This is a genomic window from Ancylobacter sp. GW821-FHT10E12 (assembly GCF_058809335.1).
The window spans coordinates 133,224-149,019 of the sequence record NZ_JBXASN010000001.1; the positions used below are offsets into that span (position 1 = coordinate 133,224).

The window sequence follows — 15,796 nt, forward strand, 5'->3', positions numbered from 1 at the left end:
AGACTAGCCGGCGCGTCCTGCGCCCGCCATAAGCATGCACCTCTTGGGTTAATAGATGGCCTGCATTAAGGCGGGTTCATGCGGCAGCGCACGGCAGAAGGCATCGGAAGGTGGATATGGCGCGGTTCGAGATTCCCCAGGGCGTGGTTGCGGTGGACGACTACGAACCCATTGCCCGCGAGCGGCTGAGCCGGGAGGCGTGGGGCTATTATGCCGGCGGCGCCGGCGACGAGGCGACCATGCGGTGGAACCGGCAGGCCTATGAGCGGCTGCGGCTGCGGGCGCGGGCGCTGCCGACCATCGAGGGCGGCGGCACCGGGCTGACGCTGTTCGGCCAGTCCTATGCGCACCCGATCTTCGTGGCGCCGAGCGCGCATCACACGCTGGCCGACCCCGCCGGCGAGATCGCAACCGTGGTGGGGGCGGGCGGCGCTGCGGCGGGGATGACGGTGAGCACCGAATCCGACGTGTCGCTGGAGGAGATCGCAACGGCGGCGCGCACCAAGCTATGGTTCCAGCTCTATATCCAGCACGATCGCGGCTTCACGCTCGAACTCGTCCGCCGCGCCGAGGCGGCGGGCTATGGCGCGCTGGTGGTGACGGTCGACGCGCCGGTATTCGGTGCGCGCAACACCGAGCAACGCTCGGGCTACACGCCGCGCAAGCTCTCCGAGAACGCCAATCTGCGGGGGCTGCACACGACGCATTTCGCCCGCGCCGAGCTCGGCGAGAGCCTGCTGTTCAACGGCTTCATGGACGTGGCGGCACGCTGGGAGGATATCGAGCGACTGCGTGCCCATACGAAATTGCCGTTGATCCTCAAGGGGATCATGTGCGCGGAGGATGCCGAGCGGGCCATTGGCGCCGGCGCCGACGGCATCGTGGTCTCCAACCATGGCGGGCGGGTGCTCGATACCCAGCCGGCGACCATCGAGGTGCTGCCGCACATAGCGAAGGCGGTCGCCGGGCGGATGCCGGTGCTGGTCGACGGCGGCATAAGGCGCGGCACCGACGTGTTGAAGGCGCTGGCGCTCGGCGCTGCGGCGGTGATGGTCGGCCGCCCGGTCCTCTACGGGCTGGCTGTCGCCGGCCCGGCCGGCGTCGCCCATGTGCTGCATCTGCTGCGCTGCGAGCTGGAAATGGCGATGGTGATGACCGGTTGCAGCCGGCTCGCCGATATCGGCCCGCAGGTTCTGTGGCGGGAGCCGGCTCAGTAGAGCGTTTCGCGGTAGCGGACCAGCATCTCCGCCTGGGTTTCGGCGGTAGCGAGGCCGAGCTGGTCGCGCAGCATCTCGCCCATGCTGGGCAAGGCGTCGCGCGGCACCGCATGCGCCGGGTCCCAGGCATGCGAGCGCATGAACGCCTTGGCGCAATGGAGATAGGCCTCCTGCACCGCGACGCGCAGAACCGTCACCGGCTGGCGGCCGTTGATCTCGAAGCGGGCGCGCAGTTCGGCGTCGTCGCGGATCTCGGCAGAGCCGTTGATGCGCAGGGTCTCGTCGATGCCGGGCATCAGGAACAGGAGGCCGATGGACGGGTTGGCGAGGAGATTCGTCAGCGTATCCAGACGGTTATTGCCGGGCCGGTCGGGGATGAGCAGCGTGGCGTCGTCCTCGACTGCGACGAAGCCCGGCGCGTCGCCGCGCGGGGTGACGTCGGCGCGGCCATCGGCGCCGAAGCTGCCGAGCATCACCAGCGGCGAGAGCGAGACGATGCGGCGGCAATGGCGGTCGAGGGCGGGAAGTACCTTGCGCCGGCTGCGCTCGCGCGGCTCGCCGTAAAGAGCGCGAAGCGATTCGAGGCAGGCGATGCGAGCCATGGCTATTCTCCTGTTCTGTCAGCTCTTTACCACCAATTGGACGCGGTCGGCCGAGAAACGGGCGCGGGTGAATTGCAGCGGCCGGCGCTGCGGGTCGCCGTTGATGCTGTCCACCACCATCACCGCCCGGCCGGGCGGCAGGGCGAGCAGGGTGCGCTCCTCCTCGTCGGCGAGGCGGGCGGTGATGCGGGTCTCCAGCCGGCGATAGTCGCCGAGGCCGAGGGCTTCCAGCGCGCGGGTGACCGAGCCGGTGGCGGCGGCGATGAGGTCGAGGTCGCGGCAGCGCTCGGCAATATACCAATGGGTGCCGACGGTTAGCGGCACGCCGTCGGCCTCTCGCACCATGTCGATGCGCAGCACCTGCGTGCCGGGTGGTATCCGCAGCGCGGCGGCGACATCGGTGCCCGCCGGTTCGACGCGCGAGCCGATCACCCGCCCGCCGGGGGCGCGGCCCTCGCCGGAGACGATCTCCGAGAACCGGGTGCGCGGGCTGATCGGGTAGCGGATCGGCGGTTCTTTCACGAAGGTGCCGCGGCCGGGCGTCGCCTCGATAAGTCCTTGATCCGTCAGCATTGCCAGCGCCCGGCGCAGGGTGTGGCGATTGACGCCGAAGCCGTCGGCGAGCTCGGCCTCGGTGGGGAGCCGGCTGCCGGGCTTCAGGCGGCCTTCGGCAATGTCGGCCTCGATGCGCTCGGCGATCTGCCTCCACAGGGCGACGCCGCTGCCGCGCGCCACATCCTCTCCGCGCGCGGGGGCGGCCACGGCGGGCGGCGTCATCGGCATGTCGTCGGTTTCGTTCATCAAGAGTGGGTTCCGGGCGATCCGCGCTTGCGTGTTTGTATAGATTAATATACAAATTCGGCGTGGTTGTAAACAACCTTCCTGACGCGAAGCCGGACCCTCCCGATGCCGCAGATTTCAGAAAAACATAGCGATAGCAACGAGATATCGGCGCGTCGCGCGGTGATGGCGGTGGTCGCCCGCGCCGGACGCGGCGAACTGGACCGCCTGCTGGAAAGCCTTTCGCCGATGCCGGCGGCGAGCGACCTGCGCCCGGCGGAGGTCGGCCTCGTCATGCTGCGCGGCCGCACCGGCGGGGATGGGGCGGCGTTCAATCTCGGCGAGGCGACGGTCAGCCGTGCCGCGGTGCGGATCGCGGGCGGGGCGACCGGCTTCGGCTACCGGCTCGGCCGCGACGTGGCTGCCGCCCGGCAGGGAGCGCTGGTCGACGCGCTGTGGCAGGACACGGCGCGGCGGCCGGCGGTGGAGGCGGCGCTGGAGCCGGTGCGGGCGCGGCTCCGGGCGGAGGCGAAAGAGGTGCGGGGAGAGACGGCGGCGACCAAGGTCGACTTCTTCACCCTGGTGCGCGGAGAGGATTAATCGTGCAGAAACAAGAACTTGCACGCGGTTTCGCCGATCCGGTCTTCGAGGCGCAGGGCGTGTTCCGCGCCGCCATGCGGGCGCTTTCCCGCCCCGGCCGGCCGCAGCAGCTGCTGGCCGATCTCGATCCGCCGAACCCGATCTCGCGGGAGGCGGCGGCGCTCGCCTTGGCGCTTTGCGACTATGAAACGCCGGTTTTCCTCGACGCGGAACTCGCGGCCGAGCCGGCCGTGGCGAATTTCCTGCGCTTCCATACCGGGGCGCCGCTCGTCTCGGATCCGGGTGAGGCGCGGTTCGCGATCATCGCCAATCCATTGGAAATGATGAATTTTTCGGATTTCGCGCCGGGGTCGCCGGACTTTCCCGATGTCTCGACCACGCTGATCCTGCAGGTGACGGCCTTCGCCGATGACGGCTTCCGGCTCGAAGGGCCGGGCATCAAGGGAAGCACCGGCTTCGGTGCCACGCCGCTGCCGGCGGACTTTTCCGCGCGCATGGCGGCCAACCGGGCACTGTTTCCGCGCGGGGTCGACCTGCTGCTGGCCGGCGCCGGCATGGTCGCCGGACTGCCGCGCTCCGTCACCGTGAAGGAGGCCTGAAGCATGTATGTGGCGGCCAAGGGCGGCGAGAAGGCCATCCGCAACGCGCACGCGCTTCTGGCCAAGCGTCGGCGCGGAAACAGGAATTTGCCCTCGATCACGCTGGAGCAGATCGCCGGGCAGCTCTCGCTGGCGGTCGACCGGGTGATGGCGGAGGGCTCGCTCTACGACGCCGACCTGGCGGCGCTGGCGATCAAGCAGGCGCGCGGCGACCTGATCGAGGCGATCTTCCTCATCCGCGCCTTCCGCACCACGCTGCCGCGTTTCGGTCATTCGGCACCGCTCGACACCGCCGCCATGCTGGTGCGCCGCCGCGTCTCCGCCACCTTCAAGGACCTGCCGGGCGGACAGCTGCTCGGCCCCACTTTCGACTATACGCACAGGTTGCTCGATACCTCTCTCAGCGTGTCCAGTGAGACTGGTGAGGTGTACGATGAGCCCGATTTGTCCAGTGAGCCCGATTTCGCCGGCCCGATGCCGCGGGTGACCGACCTGATCGGCGCCGAGGGGCTGATCGAGGAGGCTCCCGCTGACGATGGCGCCGAGCCCTTCGACATCACCCGCGCGCCGGTGAGCTTCCCGGTCGACCGCTCGACCCGGCTGCAGACCCTCGCCCGCGGCGACGAGGGCTACCTGCTGGCGCTCGGCTATTCCACCCAGCGCGGCTATGCCCGCTCGCACCCCTTCGTCGGCGAGATCCGCTTCGGCGATGTCGAGGTGGTGCTCGACGTGCCGGAACTCGGCTTCGAGATCTCCGTCGGCGAGGTGCAGGTCACCGAGTGCCAGATGGTGAACCAGTTCAAGGGCAGCGCCGAGGTGCCGCCGCAATTCACCCGCGGCTACGGCCTGGTGTTCGGCCAATGCGAGCGCAAGGCGATGTCGATGGCGCTGGTGGAGCGGGCGCTGCGCTGGCAGGAGCTGGGCGAGGAGCCGGGCGCGCCGGCGCAGGACGAGGAATTCGTGCTCTCCCATTGCGACAACGTGCAGGCGACCGGCTTCGTCGAGCACCTGAAGCTGCCGCATTACGTCGACTTCCAGGCGGAGCTCGACCTGGTGCGGCGCATGCGGCGCTGAACATGCGGCCGAGATGAATAGGAGCGCTCAATGAATAGCCGTTTGGACACACTTATTTCCGAGATGGAGGATAAGTCGTATTTAATTACAGTGAAGAAGATTATAAAATGGGAGAATTTATTGAAGAATTTAAATTAATTGACACAAAAAATGGAATATCCAGAGCTCAATTATATGCAGTTGCGAGATTAAAAAGCCCTCGCCGGGCCGGTTGTATTCTGGATGAAAATGAGGATGATATTCGGGCTATAACGAAATTTGCATTCGAAACTCCAAGTTATTCCGTAAAAATGAGGGCGCTTTGCTCCCTTGATGGTGTTGGAATGGGAACGGCATCGGCTGTTTTGGCTTGGAATCGTCCTAATGATTTTGGTGTAATTGATGTTCGAGTTTGGAGTTCATTGAATTATTTCGGTATAGAAGATTTTGAATATGAAGAAAAATCAAAGAAAAAAGTTTATTTTAGAATAAAAGATTGGATTTTATTTTCGTATAAAATCAAAGAAATATCAAAATTAATTTCTAAGCCGACACAATCTGTCGATATCTGGTTGTATAATTATGACAAAATTGTACTTAAGAATAAAGTCACAAGGTCATAATATTATGGCTGCAATGCCCGCCATCACCTACAACTTCGCCTATCTCGACGAGCAGACCAAAAGGATGATCCGCCGCGCCATCCTCAAGGCGATCGCCATTCCCGGCTACCAGGTGCCGTTCGCGGCGCGCGAGATGCCGATGCCCTATGGCTGGGGCACCGGTGGCGTGCAGGTGACCGCCGCCGTGCTCGGCCCGGACGACGTGCTCAAGGTGATCGACCAGGGGGCGGACGACACCACCAATGCGGTGGCGATCCGCGGCTTCTTCGAGAAGACCGCCGGGGTGGCGACCACGACCTCGACCGCGCAGGCCACGCTCATCCAGACCCGGCACCGCATCCCGGAGACGCCGCTGAGCGAGGAGCAGATCCTCGTCTACCAGGTGCCGATCCCCGAGCCGCTGCGGTTTCTCGAACCGCGCGAGACCGAGACCCGGCAGCTGCACGCGCTGTCCGAATACGGGCTCATGCATGTGAAGCTCTATGAGGACATCGCCCGGCACGGGCATATCGCCACCACCTACGCCTATCCGGTGGAAGTGGCGGGGCGCTATGTGATGGATCCCTCGCCGATCCCGAAATTCGACAACCCGAAGATGGACGACTGCCCGGCGCTGCAGCTGTTCGGCGCCGGCCGCGAGAAGCGCATCTATGCCATCCCGCCGCACACGCGGGTGCGGTCGCTGGATTTCGAGGACCATCCGTTCGCGGTGCAGCGTTTCGCCCGACCCTGCGCGCTGTGCGCGGCCACCGGGGTCTATCTCGACGAGGTGATCCTCGACGACAAGGGCGGGCGGATGTTCGTGTGCTCGGACACCGACCATTGCAACACGCGGCAGGCGCAGGGCCATCGGGGGGAGATGGCGGCGCCGGTGTCCTCGTCCGGTGGGGTGGTCCCCCCTCACCCCATCCCTCTCCCCGACGGGGAGAGGGGGCAGGGGATGCGCGTGGGGGAAGGCGCCGCTCGGGCGGGTGAGGGCGCGCACGCGGTGGAGACGAATTCATGAGCACCGACGTCACCATTCGTCCCGCCGTGCCGGCCGACCTGCCGGCGGTGCTGGCGCTGTATCGCGAGCTCGACCCGGAAGACGGGCTCGACCTCGGCGCGGCGCGGGCGGTGTTCAACCGCATGGCGCGCTATCCCGACTACACGCTGCATGTCGCCGAGGCCGGCGGCCGGGTGCTCGGCACCTTCACGCTCATGGTGATGGAGAATATCGCCCATCACGGCTCGCGCTCCGGCATCATCGAGGCGGTCGCGGTGGCGGGCGAGGCGCAGGGACAGGGAATCGGCCGCGCCATGATGCGCGCGGCGCTCGACCTGGCGCGGCAGAAGGGCTGCTACAAGGCGAGCCTGTCGACGCGGATGTCGCGCGAGCGGGCACACGCCTTCTATGAGAGCCTCGGCTTCGCCCGGCACGGCTTCAGCTTCTTCACGGAGTTGGGGGAGGGGGAGCAGCAGGCGCATGTCGTCTCTCCCTCCGGGGGAGAGGGGGCGGAGGGCACGGCTTTCGACACCCCGCCATCGGGAGAAGGAGCGGACGGTGTTCTTCACCTCTCCCCGACGGGGAGAGGTCGCCCCGTGGGGGCGGGTGAGGCGACTTTCGGCGCGGAGATCAAGCCATGAGCGAACATCATCAGGCGGCTGCCTCCGGCGACCGGCCGCTGCTCGTCGCCGAGGGCCTGTCGAAGAATTACGGCGCCCGCATCGGCTGCCGCGACGTGTCGCTGCAGGTGTTCCCCGGCGAGGTGCTGGCGGTGGTGGGCGAATCGGGCTCCGGCAAGTCGACCCTGCTCGGCCTGCTCTCCACCGAGCTCGCGGCCAGCGCCGGGCGGGTCTGCTACCGCATGCGCGACGGGGTGCTGCGCGACCTCGCCGGGCTCGGCGCAGCGGAGCGGCGGCTGTTGATGCGCACCGACTGGGGGCTCATACGGCAGAACCCGGCGGATGGCCTGCGCATGGCGGTCTCGGCCGGCGGCAATGTCGGCGAGCGGCTGATGGCGGTCGGCTGGCGGCATTACGGAAAGATCCGCGAGGAGGCGACCGACTGGCTCGGCCGGGTCGAGATCGCCGCCGACCGCATCGACGACGATCCGCGCAGCTTTTCCGGCGGCATGCGCCAGCGGCTGCAGATCGCCCGCAACCTCGTCACCAAGCCACGCCTCGTCTTCATGGACGAGCCGACCGGCGGGCTCGACGTCTCGGTGCAGGCGCGGCTGCTCGACCTCATCCGCGGGCTGGTGTCCGATCTCGGGCTGGCGGTGGTGATCGTGACGCACGACCTCGCGGTGGCGCGGCTGCTGTCGCACCGCATGGTGGTGATGCGGCACGGGCGGGTGATCGAGACCGGGCTCACCGACCAGGTGCTCGACGACCCGCGCGAGCCCTATACGCAGCTTCTGGTCTCCTCGGTACTGGCGGCGTGAGGGGGATGACGATGAAGGCGATTGACACGACCCCTCACCCCACCCCTCTCCATCAGGATCGGAGGAATCCGATCCTGAGCTCGCCAGATGTTGAACTCGGCAACAGCCGAGTTCAACGCGGGGAGAGGGAGCAGGTCGCTCCCGTGGCTTCCCTCAGCTCTCCCCGTGGGGGAGAGGTCGGCCCGCAGGGCCGGGCGAGGGGGGAGGACGCGCAGACGGAAGGTCCCATGCTCGACGTCTCCGGCGTCTCCAAGACCTTCATCCTGCACCTGCGCGAGGGCGCGCGGCTGCCCGTGGTCTCCGGCGCCGGCTTCGCGCTCTCGGCCGGCGAATGCGTGGCGCTGGGCGGGCCGTCCGGGGCGGGCAAGAGCTCGCTGCTGAAGATGGTCTATGGCAATTACCGCGTCGATGAAGGCCATATCCGTGTGCGCGACGGCGATGAGACGGTGGACGTCGCCACCACCGATCCGCGCCGGCTGATGCGGCTGCGCGAGACCACCATGGGCTATGTCAGCCAGTTCCTGCGGGTGATCCCGCGGGTCGGCGCACGCGACGTGGTGGCCGAGCCGCTGGTCGGCGACGGAGTTTCGCGCCGGGAGGCGCTGGAGCGGGCCGGCACGCTGCTGGCGCGGCTGAACCTGCCGGAGCGGCTGTGGGGCCTGCCGCCCGCCACCTTTTCCGGCGGCGAGCAGCAGCGGGTGAACATCGCGCGCGGGCTGATCGCCCATCGCCCGCTGCTGCTGATGGACGAGCCGACCGCCTCGCTCGACGCCGCCAACCGGCAGGTGGTGGTGGAGCTGATCGAGGAGAAGAAGCGCGCCGGCGTCGCCATTCTCGGCATCTTCCACGATGCGGAGGTGCGCGAGGCGGTGTGCGACCGGGTGATCGACGTGACGGCTTTCGCGCAAGCGGCGTGACTGGACTGCGTGACTGGGCCGCGTGAGGACGAGATGAACGAGACCATCGGTGAAACCATACTTGCCAATGCCACGCTGGTGCTGGAGGACGAGGTCCGGCGCGGGCATCTGGTGATGCGGGGCGGGACGATCGCCGAGATCGGCGAGGGCAGCGTCCCGGCCGGCGCCATCGACATGGAGGGCGACTACCTGCTGCCCGGCTTCGTCGAGCTGCATACCGACCATGTCGAGGGCCATCTCTACCCGCGCCCGCGGGTGATGTGGAACGCCTTCGCCGCGGTGACCGCCTATGACGCGCAGATCGCGGCCGCCGGCATCACCACGGTGTTCGATTCGCTGAGGGTGTGGCCGGACAAGAAGGCGGTGGGCATGGACGGCGACGCGCCACTGCTCGCCTCCACCATCCATCAGGCGGCGCAAGCGGGGCTGCTGCGCGCCGAGCACCATATCCACCTGCGCTGCGAGGTGGCGGCCGACGGGGTGGTGGAGGACGCGCTGGCGCTGATCGAGGCCACCGACGTGCGCCTCGTCTCGCTGATGGACCACACGCCCGGCCAGCGGCAATTCCTCACCGAGGAGCATTTTCGCGCCTATTACAAGAAGAAGAGCGGCATGACCGATGCCGAGATGGACGTCATCGTCGCCGACCGCATGCAGGCGCATGCGCTGCATGCCCGCGCCAACCGGACGCGGCTGGTCGCCATCGCCCGCGCGCGCGGCATCGTGCTGGCGAGCCATGACGACGCTTCCGAGGCCCATGTCGCCGAGGCGATCGAGGACGGGGTGGCGATCGCCGAATTCCCCACCACGCCGGGCGCCGCCGAGGGCTCGCACAAGGCCGGCATCCGCGTGCTGATGGGGGCGCCGAACATCGTGCGCGGCGGCTCGCATACCGGCAATGTCGCGGCGAGCGACCTGGCGCGGGCCGGGGTGCTCGACATCATGTCCTCGGACTATGTGCCCGGCAGCCTACTGCTCGCTGCCTTCGCGCTGCCGGACATGGTGGAGGGCATCGGCCTGCCGCAGGCGGTGGCGATGGTGAGCGCCAATCCGGCCGACGCGGCGGGGATGGGCGATCGCGGGCGGCTGAAGGCCGGGCTGCGGGCGGACGTGCTAAGGGTCTCCGCCGCCGGGCCGGTGCCGGTGGTGCGCACGGCGTGGCGGCAGGGAGAGCGGGTCTCGTGAGCGCAGAGACGGCAGGCGTTGAGACGGCAGGCGTGGAGATGGCGGCGGAGCCGGGAAAGCTGGGGCCGGGCGTGCTGGTGCTGGTGGTCGGCCCTTCCGGCGCCGGCAAGGACACGTTGATCGCCCATGCGCGCGCCGCGCTCGCCGGGCGGGCGGGGCTCGGCTTCGCGCGCCGGCGCATCACCCGGCCGGCCGACGCCACCGAGGACCATGTGAGCCTCGATGCGGCCGAATTTTCCCGCGGCGTCGCCGAGGGGAGGTTTCCGCTGCATTGGCGCGCCAACGGGCTCAGCTACGCGCTGGGGCCGGAGGTGGCGCAGGAGATCGCCGCCGGGCGGGTGGTGGTGGCCAACGGGTCGCGGGCGGCGGTGCGCGAGGCACGCGCGCATTTCGCGCAGGTGAGCGTCGTGCTGGTGACGGCGCCGGCCGAGGTGCTGGCGGCGCGGATCGCCGCGCGCGGCCGCGAAGGCGCCGAGGACGCGGCGCGACGGCTGAAGCGCGAGCCGCCGCTGGACCTGCCGCCGGACGCGACCATCGTGAACGACGGCGCGCCGGAGACCGCCGGGGCGCAGCTGGTGGCGTTCCTGGAGGGGTTGGCGGGGACGTAGCGCCGAACGACGTGCTGGCGCGCTTCGACCGCAGGATCCGCCTCGTCGGTGCCGTCTGCGCCGATGCCGCCGCGTGCGGGCCGGGCGCCCGTCCTAATGGCAACGGCCGGGACGAGGCCCGGCCGTGAAGCGGTGAGGCGATGCCGCCCCTTCTACTGCCGGTATTGCTGGATGCGGGTGGTGCGCAGGCCGGCGAGGCCGTGGCGGTCGATCGAGGCCTGCCAGGAAAGAAATTCTTCCGTCGTCAAAGTATAGCGCTTGCACGCCTCTTCCAGGCTCAGCAGCCCGCCGCGGACGGCGGCGACGACCTCGGCCTTGCGGCGAATGACCCAGCGGCGGGTTTCGGGAGGGGGAAGATCGGCGATGGTCAGCGGACTCCCGTCCGGTCCGATCACGTATTTCACCCTGGGGCGGTAGGCCTCGGTCATTGTACGCTCACTAATAACACCCGAACTATGATCCGATGGTATCTGGTCAGCGATAAATATTTTCCTAAACGAATCACGACCCGGTGAGTTAAGGAAGGTTTATGCTTTCTTAACAGCACTGAAACTTTCCGTTTACCTTCGTGTATCGTCGCCACAGCTTGGATGCAGCTTGGCGGACGCTTGAAATTTGCCCTTGCGGCAGGCGGGAATGCGCCGTGCCCGATGCCGCCGGCGGGTTGCGCGACAGGCGAGGGATCCGTAGAAAACCGGTTCGTAGAAACAGCGAGACGCCTTATATAGGGTCATCGACGCCGTTCCGTTCCCTGATTTCGCCTCTGGTACCGCCGCCCGCCATGATCCGCCTCGACGACAGCAATCGCGATCCGAAGGCCACCCGCGTGGTGGTGGCGATGTCGGGCGGGGTGGATTCCTCGGTGGTCGCCGCGCTCTACGCGCAGGCCGGCTACGAGGTGATCGGGGTGACGCTGCAGCTCTACGACCATGGCGAGGCGATGCACCATCGCCCCGGCGCCTGCTGCGCCGGGCAGGACATCTACGACGCCCGCACCGTGTGCGAGACGCTCGGCATCCCGCATTACGTGCTCGACTACGAGAGCCGGTTCCGCGACGCGGTGATCGAGCGCTTCGCCGATGCCTATGCCTCCGGCGAGACGCCGATCCCCTGCGTCGACTGCAACCGCACCGTGAAGTTCCGCGACCTGCTCGACACCGCCCGCGACCTCGGCGCCGACATCCTCGCCACCGGCCATTACGTGACCAGCCGCGCGCTGCCGGATGGCGGGCGGGCGCTGTACCGGCCGCTCGACGAGAGCCGCGACCAGAGCTACTTCCTCTATGCCACCACCCAGGCGCAGATCGACATGCTGCGCTTCCCGCTCGGCGAGACCACCAAGCCGGAAGTGCGGGCGCTGGCCGAGGGTTTCGGCCTGAAGGTCGCCGACAAGCCGGACAGCCAGGACATCTGCTTCGTGCCGAACGGGCACTATACCGACATCGTCGAGAAGCTGCGCCCCGAGGCCGGCGAGCCGGGCGACATCGTGCATCTGGACGGGCGGGTGCTCGGCCGCCATGCCGGGGTGATGCGCTACACGATCGGCCAGCGCAAGGGGCTCGGCATCGCCTCCGCCGAGCCGCTCTACGTGGTCGGCATCGACGCCGCCCAGCGCCGCGTGCTGGTCGGCCCGCGCGCGGCGCTGGGCGTCAGCGAGGTGCGTGTCGACGAGGTGAACTGGCTCGGCGACGAGAGCCTCGATGCGGCGATCGACGCCGGGCGCGAGATCCATGTGAAGGTGCGCTCGACCCGCGCGCCGGCGCCGGGCCATCTCGGCCGCGCCGCCGACGGGGCGCCGGTGGTGAACCTGCACAATGCCGAGGAGGGCGTTGCGCCGGGGCAGGCCTGCGTGTTCTACGCGGACGCCTCTTCCGGCGCGCGGCTGCTGGGTGGCGGGGCGATCCGTCGCGCCCGTCCGCCTTTCACAGCGGTGACACGCGGGCAGGACATGGTGGCGAGCGCCCGTACCGCGTGAGTCGGGTCTCGCGCCGGCGACGGCCGCAATGGCCGGGCCGGAATTGTTGGGGGGAAGCATGACGACCGATCTCGACCGCGCGACCGTGGAAGAAGCCTATGCGCGCTGGGCCCCGGTCTATGACGTGGTGTTCGGCGCGGTGTTCGAGCCCGGCCGCAAGGCAGCGATCAAGGCGGCGGAGCGGATTGGCGGGCGCATCCTCGAATTCGGCGTCGGCACCGGCATGGCGCTGCCCAACTACAAGCGCAGCAACCGCATGGTCGGCGTCGACATTTCCGAACCGATGCTGAAGAAGGCCCGCGAGCGGGTGAAGAAGGAGCATCTGCGCCATGTCGAGGGCCTGTGCCTGATGGACGGCGCGCATCTCGGCTTCGCGGACGAGAGCTTCGACGTGGTGATCGCGCAATTCGTCATCACCGTGGTGCCGCACCCGGAGAAGACGCTGGACGAGATGGCCCGCGTGCTGAAGCCGGGCGGCGAGATCATCCTGGTCAACCATCTCGGCGCCGAGGACGGGCCGCGCGCGGTCTTCGAGCGCTGGTTCGCCCGCCGCGCCCGCAAGCTGGGCTGGCGCCCGGAATTCCAGTTCGCCCGGCTGAGCAACTGGGCGGTGCGGAACGGCACGGTGGAGCTTGAGGCGGCGAAGGATGTCGGGCTGGGCGTCTACACGCTGGTGCGGTTCCGGAAGCTGAGCGCGGCCGAGCGGGCCGAGCGCGAGGGCGCCGCGCAAGTGGCGGTGGCGTGAGGGGGTCATGGTCCCCGGATATTTTCGTGATAGGCTGACGCCATGAAACAGATCGTCAGTGATCAGGTTCGAGATGCTATCAACGATGTCGTGACGCAAGAGATGGGGCGTTTCGGGGTTCGAAATGTCATCGTCTCTGCCGGAGTTGATCACGACGGCGACGAAGTACTGCGCGTTCACGTTGTTTATGGTGACGATATCCCGCCAGTCGATACACGTGTCATGGCGGCCTTGGTGTCGAAGGTTCGAGACAAGCTGTGGGATATGGGTGAGGATCGTTTCCCCCACATTCGACATGAGTTTCCTGTCGAGCCAAAGGTTGTCGGCTTTTGATTGAGAACGATCTGCTGGCGGCAGCGCGGCGCCTTGCGAAGTCGAGCTCCAAAAAGCCACGGCAAGCCGATCTCAAGCGAGCAATATCGACAGCCTACTATGCGGTATTTCACGCTGTTGCGCGCAGCAATGCAGATATGTTGCTCGGTGTGGGTCCTGATCGCCCCGACAAAGCTTGGAACCATGCCTATCGCGCACTTGATCATGGCTTTGCCAAGAAGGCTTGCGCGAAGTTGCGCGCATTGAAATTTCCCCGCGACCTCTGCTTGTTTGGTGATGATTTCGTTGCGCTGCAGGAAGCCCGGCACGAAGCTGACTATAATCCAGATCATAAAACCGATCGTGCAGGGGCGCTTGCCTTCGTCGACATTGCCGAAAAGGCAATGGGACGCCTGAAAGCGGCCACCCGCAAGGATCGCAAGGCGCTCGCGATCCAGCTTCTTCTGAATAAACGAGCTTAGATCCTCACGGATCCTCACCCCCACCCCAGCAGCGGCCCCACCGGGACGATCCCCGTCGGGTTGATCGTCTTGTGGCTCTCGTAGTAGTGGCGCTTGATGTGGGTGAGGTTCACCGTCTCCGATACGCCCGGCACGGCATATAAAGTCGCCAGATAGCGCGACAGGTTCGGGTAGTCGGCGATCCGGCGGATGTTGCACTTGAAATGGCCGACATAGACCGGGTCGAAGCGGATCAGCGTGGTGAACAGCCGCCAGTCCGCCTCGGTCAGCCTGTCGCCGAACAGGTAGGGCGCATCCGCCAGCCGCGCTTCCAGCTCGTCCAGCATGGCGAAGAGCGCGAGGACGGCCTCCTCATAGGCCTCCTGCCTGGTCGCGAAGCCGGCCTTGTAGACGCCGTTATTCACCGCGTCGTAGATGCGCGCATTGAGCGCGTCGATCCCGTCGCGCAGCGCGGCGGGATAATAGTCGTGCCGGTCCGGCGTCAGCGCCTCGAAGGCGGTGTTGAACATGCGGATGATCTCCGCCGATTCATTGCTGACGATGGTGCCGCGCGCCTTGTCCCACAGCACCGGCACGGTGACGCGGCCGGAATAATGCGGGTCGGCGGCGAGATAGACCTCGTAGAGACGCTGCTTGCCGAGCACCGTGTCCGGCGTGGCGCCCTCGGTGCGGCGGGCGGCGTGGTCGGCGAATACCCAGCCCTCGTCGCCCATGAACGGGTCGACCACCGAGACGGAGACGAGGCTTTCCAGCTGCTTCAGCTTGCGGAAGATCAGCGTGCGATGCGCCCAGGGGCAGGCATAGGAGACATAGAGATGGTAGCGGCCGGCCTCGGCCGGGAAGCCGCCCTCGCCGGTCGGCCCCGGCGCGCCGTCCGCCGTGATCCAGTTGCGGAAGCGGGTCGTCGTGCGCTCGAAGCGCCCGCCGGTGCTCTTGGTATCGTACCATGTGTCGGCCCAGCGGCCGTCGACCAGCAGTCCCATCGCGTTTCTCCTCGCTTTTCCCAAGGCTAGGACGAAATCGAACGCGGCACAGCTGCAATCGGCGTGCGCCGACGAGCGGCAGGTCTTGCATTTATGCATGTCTTACGCTTCTGCATGCCTTGCATTTCTGCACGTCCTGCATTCATGCCGGGCGCGATCAGAGCCGCTTGAAATAGAGCCGGGTGCCGGTGAGGCCGCCCTGCGGCTTCAGCGCGTAGCCGGGGATCTCGCCGGCGAAGACGAAGCCGTGCTTCTCATAGAGCCCCGCCGCGCCGTCCTCGCTGGCGGTGTCGAGGACAATGAGCGTGCGGCCCTGCCGGCGGGCGATCCGCTCGGCCTCGCGCAGCAGGGCGCTGGCGACGCCGCGGCCGCGAAAGGCGAGACGGGTCATCATCTTGGCGATCTCGGCGCGGTGCGGCTGGTTTTCCGGCAGGTCGAGCAGCAGGCTGACGGTGCCGGCGAGCTGGCCGTCGATGAAGGCGCCGAGTACCGCCCGCTCGCCGCGCCCGGCGCTTTCCAGCGCCGCGCGCCAGAACGCGGCGGCCTTCTCCGGCGCCAGCGGGTGCATGAAGCTGACCGAGCCGCCGCTCGCCACCGTCTCCACCAGCATGGCGGCGAGGGCGTCGATGACGGCCGGCTCGGCATCGAGCGGGTGAAGGACGATGTCGGCGGCGGGGCGGAGGGACATG

At 67.5% G+C, this 15,796-nt stretch carries 20 protein-coding genes; 15 read left to right on the forward strand and 5 right to left on the reverse strand.

Going from position 1 to position 15,796, the window contains the following annotated elements:
* Positions 1-116 precede the first annotated feature (116 nt).
* Entirely contained in the window at positions 117-1,217 is a 1,101-nt protein-coding gene (locus AC1RU4_RS00690) for an alpha-hydroxy acid oxidase (protein WP_492889057.1), read from the forward strand.
* On the opposite strand, the gene AC1RU4_RS00695 is transcribed toward AC1RU4_RS00690, so the two are convergent.
* Together AC1RU4_RS00695 and phnF are read right to left on the reverse strand one after the other, a co-directional pair.
* The gene (locus tag AC1RU4_RS00695; protein WP_492889058.1) at positions 1,211-1,819 is read right to left on the reverse strand and encodes a pyridoxamine 5'-phosphate oxidase family protein; all 609 of its coding nucleotides are present in this window, start codon (positions 1,817-1,819) and stop codon (positions 1,211-1,213) included. The genes AC1RU4_RS00690 and AC1RU4_RS00695 overlap by 7 nt on opposite strands.
* A gap of 18 nt (positions 1,820-1,837) precedes the next feature.
* A complete protein-coding gene (gene phnF / locus AC1RU4_RS00700) occupies positions 1,838-2,620 on the reverse strand; it encodes a phosphonate metabolism transcriptional regulator PhnF (RefSeq protein ID WP_492889059.1) in 783 nt (260 codons plus the stop codon).
* A 105-nt stretch (positions 2,621-2,725) separates the two neighbouring features.
* Here phnF and phnG point away from each other — a divergent pair, with 105 nt between their 5' ends.
* The 10 genes from phnG (at position 2,726) to phnN (ending at position 10,610) form a co-directional block, all read left to right on the forward strand.
* Positions 2,726-3,199 carry a phosphonate C-P lyase system protein PhnG gene (phnG, locus tag AC1RU4_RS00705; RefSeq protein WP_492889060.1) on the forward strand — a complete coding sequence of 158 codons (474 nt, stop codon included), beginning with the start codon at positions 2,726-2,728 and terminating at the stop codon, positions 3,197-3,199.
* A 2-nt stretch (positions 3,200-3,201) separates the two neighbouring features.
* Positions 3,202-3,798, forward strand: coding sequence for a phosphonate C-P lyase system protein PhnH (gene phnH, locus AC1RU4_RS00710; protein ID WP_492889061.1), 597 nt, complete (start codon positions 3,202-3,204; stop codon positions 3,796-3,798).
* Between the two features lie 3 nt (positions 3,799-3,801).
* Positions 3,802-4,872: a carbon-phosphorus lyase complex subunit gene (locus tag AC1RU4_RS00715; protein WP_492889062.1), complete on the forward strand. Its 1,071-nt coding sequence runs from the start codon at positions 3,802-3,804 to the stop codon at positions 4,870-4,872.
* 107 nt (positions 4,873-4,979) lie between these two features.
* Entirely contained in the window at positions 4,980-5,474 is a 495-nt protein-coding gene (locus tag AC1RU4_RS00720; RefSeq protein WP_492889063.1) for a hypothetical protein, read from the forward strand.
* A gap of 13 nt (positions 5,475-5,487) precedes the next feature.
* Positions 5,488-6,480: an alpha-D-ribose 1-methylphosphonate 5-phosphate C-P-lyase PhnJ gene (locus AC1RU4_RS00725; protein WP_492889394.1), complete on the forward strand. Its 993-nt coding sequence runs from the start codon at positions 5,488-5,490 to the stop codon at positions 6,478-6,480.
* A complete protein-coding gene (locus AC1RU4_RS00730) occupies positions 6,477-7,100 on the forward strand; it encodes a GNAT family N-acetyltransferase (protein ID WP_492889064.1) in 624 nt (207 codons plus the stop codon). The genes AC1RU4_RS00725 and AC1RU4_RS00730 overlap by 4 nt, the downstream gene beginning before the upstream one ends.
* The gene (gene phnK / locus AC1RU4_RS00735) at positions 7,097-7,900 is read left to right on the forward strand and encodes a phosphonate C-P lyase system protein PhnK (protein WP_492889065.1); all 804 of its coding nucleotides are present in this window, start codon (positions 7,097-7,099) and stop codon (positions 7,898-7,900) included. The genes AC1RU4_RS00730 and phnK overlap by 4 nt, the downstream gene beginning before the upstream one ends.
* A gap of 227 nt (positions 7,901-8,127) precedes the next feature.
* Positions 8,128-8,817 carry a phosphonate C-P lyase system protein PhnL gene (phnL, locus tag AC1RU4_RS00740; protein ID WP_492889066.1) on the forward strand — a complete coding sequence of 230 codons (690 nt, stop codon included), beginning with the start codon at positions 8,128-8,130 and terminating at the stop codon, positions 8,815-8,817.
* Positions 8,818-8,850: 33 nt separating this feature from the next.
* Positions 8,851-10,002 (forward strand): alpha-D-ribose 1-methylphosphonate 5-triphosphate diphosphatase, encoded by a 1,152-nt coding sequence (locus AC1RU4_RS00745; protein WP_492889067.1) that lies wholly within the window; start codon positions 8,851-8,853, stop codon positions 10,000-10,002.
* 38 nt (positions 10,003-10,040) lie between these two features.
* The gene (gene phnN / locus AC1RU4_RS00750; protein ID WP_492889396.1) at positions 10,041-10,610 is read left to right on the forward strand and encodes a phosphonate metabolism protein/1,5-bisphosphokinase (PRPP-forming) PhnN; all 570 of its coding nucleotides are present in this window, start codon (positions 10,041-10,043) and stop codon (positions 10,608-10,610) included.
* Positions 10,611-10,762: 152 nt separating this feature from the next.
* Here phnN and sciP read toward each other — a convergent pair whose 3' ends face one another.
* Complete coding sequence (gene sciP / locus AC1RU4_RS00755) at positions 10,763-11,038, reverse strand: CtrA inhibitor SciP (protein WP_492889068.1); 276 nt, start codon at positions 11,036-11,038, stop codon at positions 10,763-10,765.
* Between the two features lie 353 nt (positions 11,039-11,391).
* On the opposite strand from sciP, the gene mnmA reads away from it, so the two are divergent.
* The 4 genes from mnmA to AC1RU4_RS00775 are packed head-to-tail and all read left to right on the forward strand — an operon-like array spanning position 11,392 to position 14,124.
* Positions 11,392-12,585 carry a tRNA 2-thiouridine(34) synthase MnmA gene (gene mnmA / locus AC1RU4_RS00760; protein ID WP_492889069.1) on the forward strand — a complete coding sequence of 398 codons (1,194 nt, stop codon included), beginning with the start codon at positions 11,392-11,394 and terminating at the stop codon, positions 12,583-12,585.
* 58 nt (positions 12,586-12,643) lie between these two features.
* Positions 12,644-13,330 (forward strand): class I SAM-dependent methyltransferase, encoded by a 687-nt coding sequence (locus tag AC1RU4_RS00765; RefSeq protein WP_492889070.1) that lies wholly within the window; start codon positions 12,644-12,646, stop codon positions 13,328-13,330.
* Between the two features lie 42 nt (positions 13,331-13,372).
* Entirely contained in the window at positions 13,373-13,663 is a 291-nt protein-coding gene (locus AC1RU4_RS00770; protein ID WP_492889071.1) for a hypothetical protein, read from the forward strand.
* Positions 13,660-14,124, forward strand: a complete 465-nt coding sequence (locus AC1RU4_RS00775; protein ID WP_492889072.1) for a hypothetical protein — start codon at positions 13,660-13,662, stop codon at positions 14,122-14,124. Before AC1RU4_RS00770 ends, AC1RU4_RS00775 begins: the two co-directional genes overlap by 4 nt.
* A gap of 14 nt (positions 14,125-14,138) precedes the next feature.
* Here AC1RU4_RS00775 and AC1RU4_RS00780 read toward each other — a convergent pair whose 3' ends face one another.
* Together AC1RU4_RS00780 and AC1RU4_RS00785 are read right to left on the reverse strand one after the other, a co-directional pair.
* The gene (locus AC1RU4_RS00780; protein ID WP_492889073.1) at positions 14,139-15,107 is read right to left on the reverse strand and encodes a glutathione S-transferase family protein; all 969 of its coding nucleotides are present in this window, start codon (positions 15,105-15,107) and stop codon (positions 14,139-14,141) included.
* 157 nt (positions 15,108-15,264) lie between these two features.
* Positions 15,265-15,795, reverse strand: coding sequence for a GNAT family N-acetyltransferase (locus AC1RU4_RS00785; protein WP_492889074.1), 531 nt, complete (start codon positions 15,793-15,795; stop codon positions 15,265-15,267).
* Between the last annotated feature and the right edge of the window lies 1 nt (position 15,796).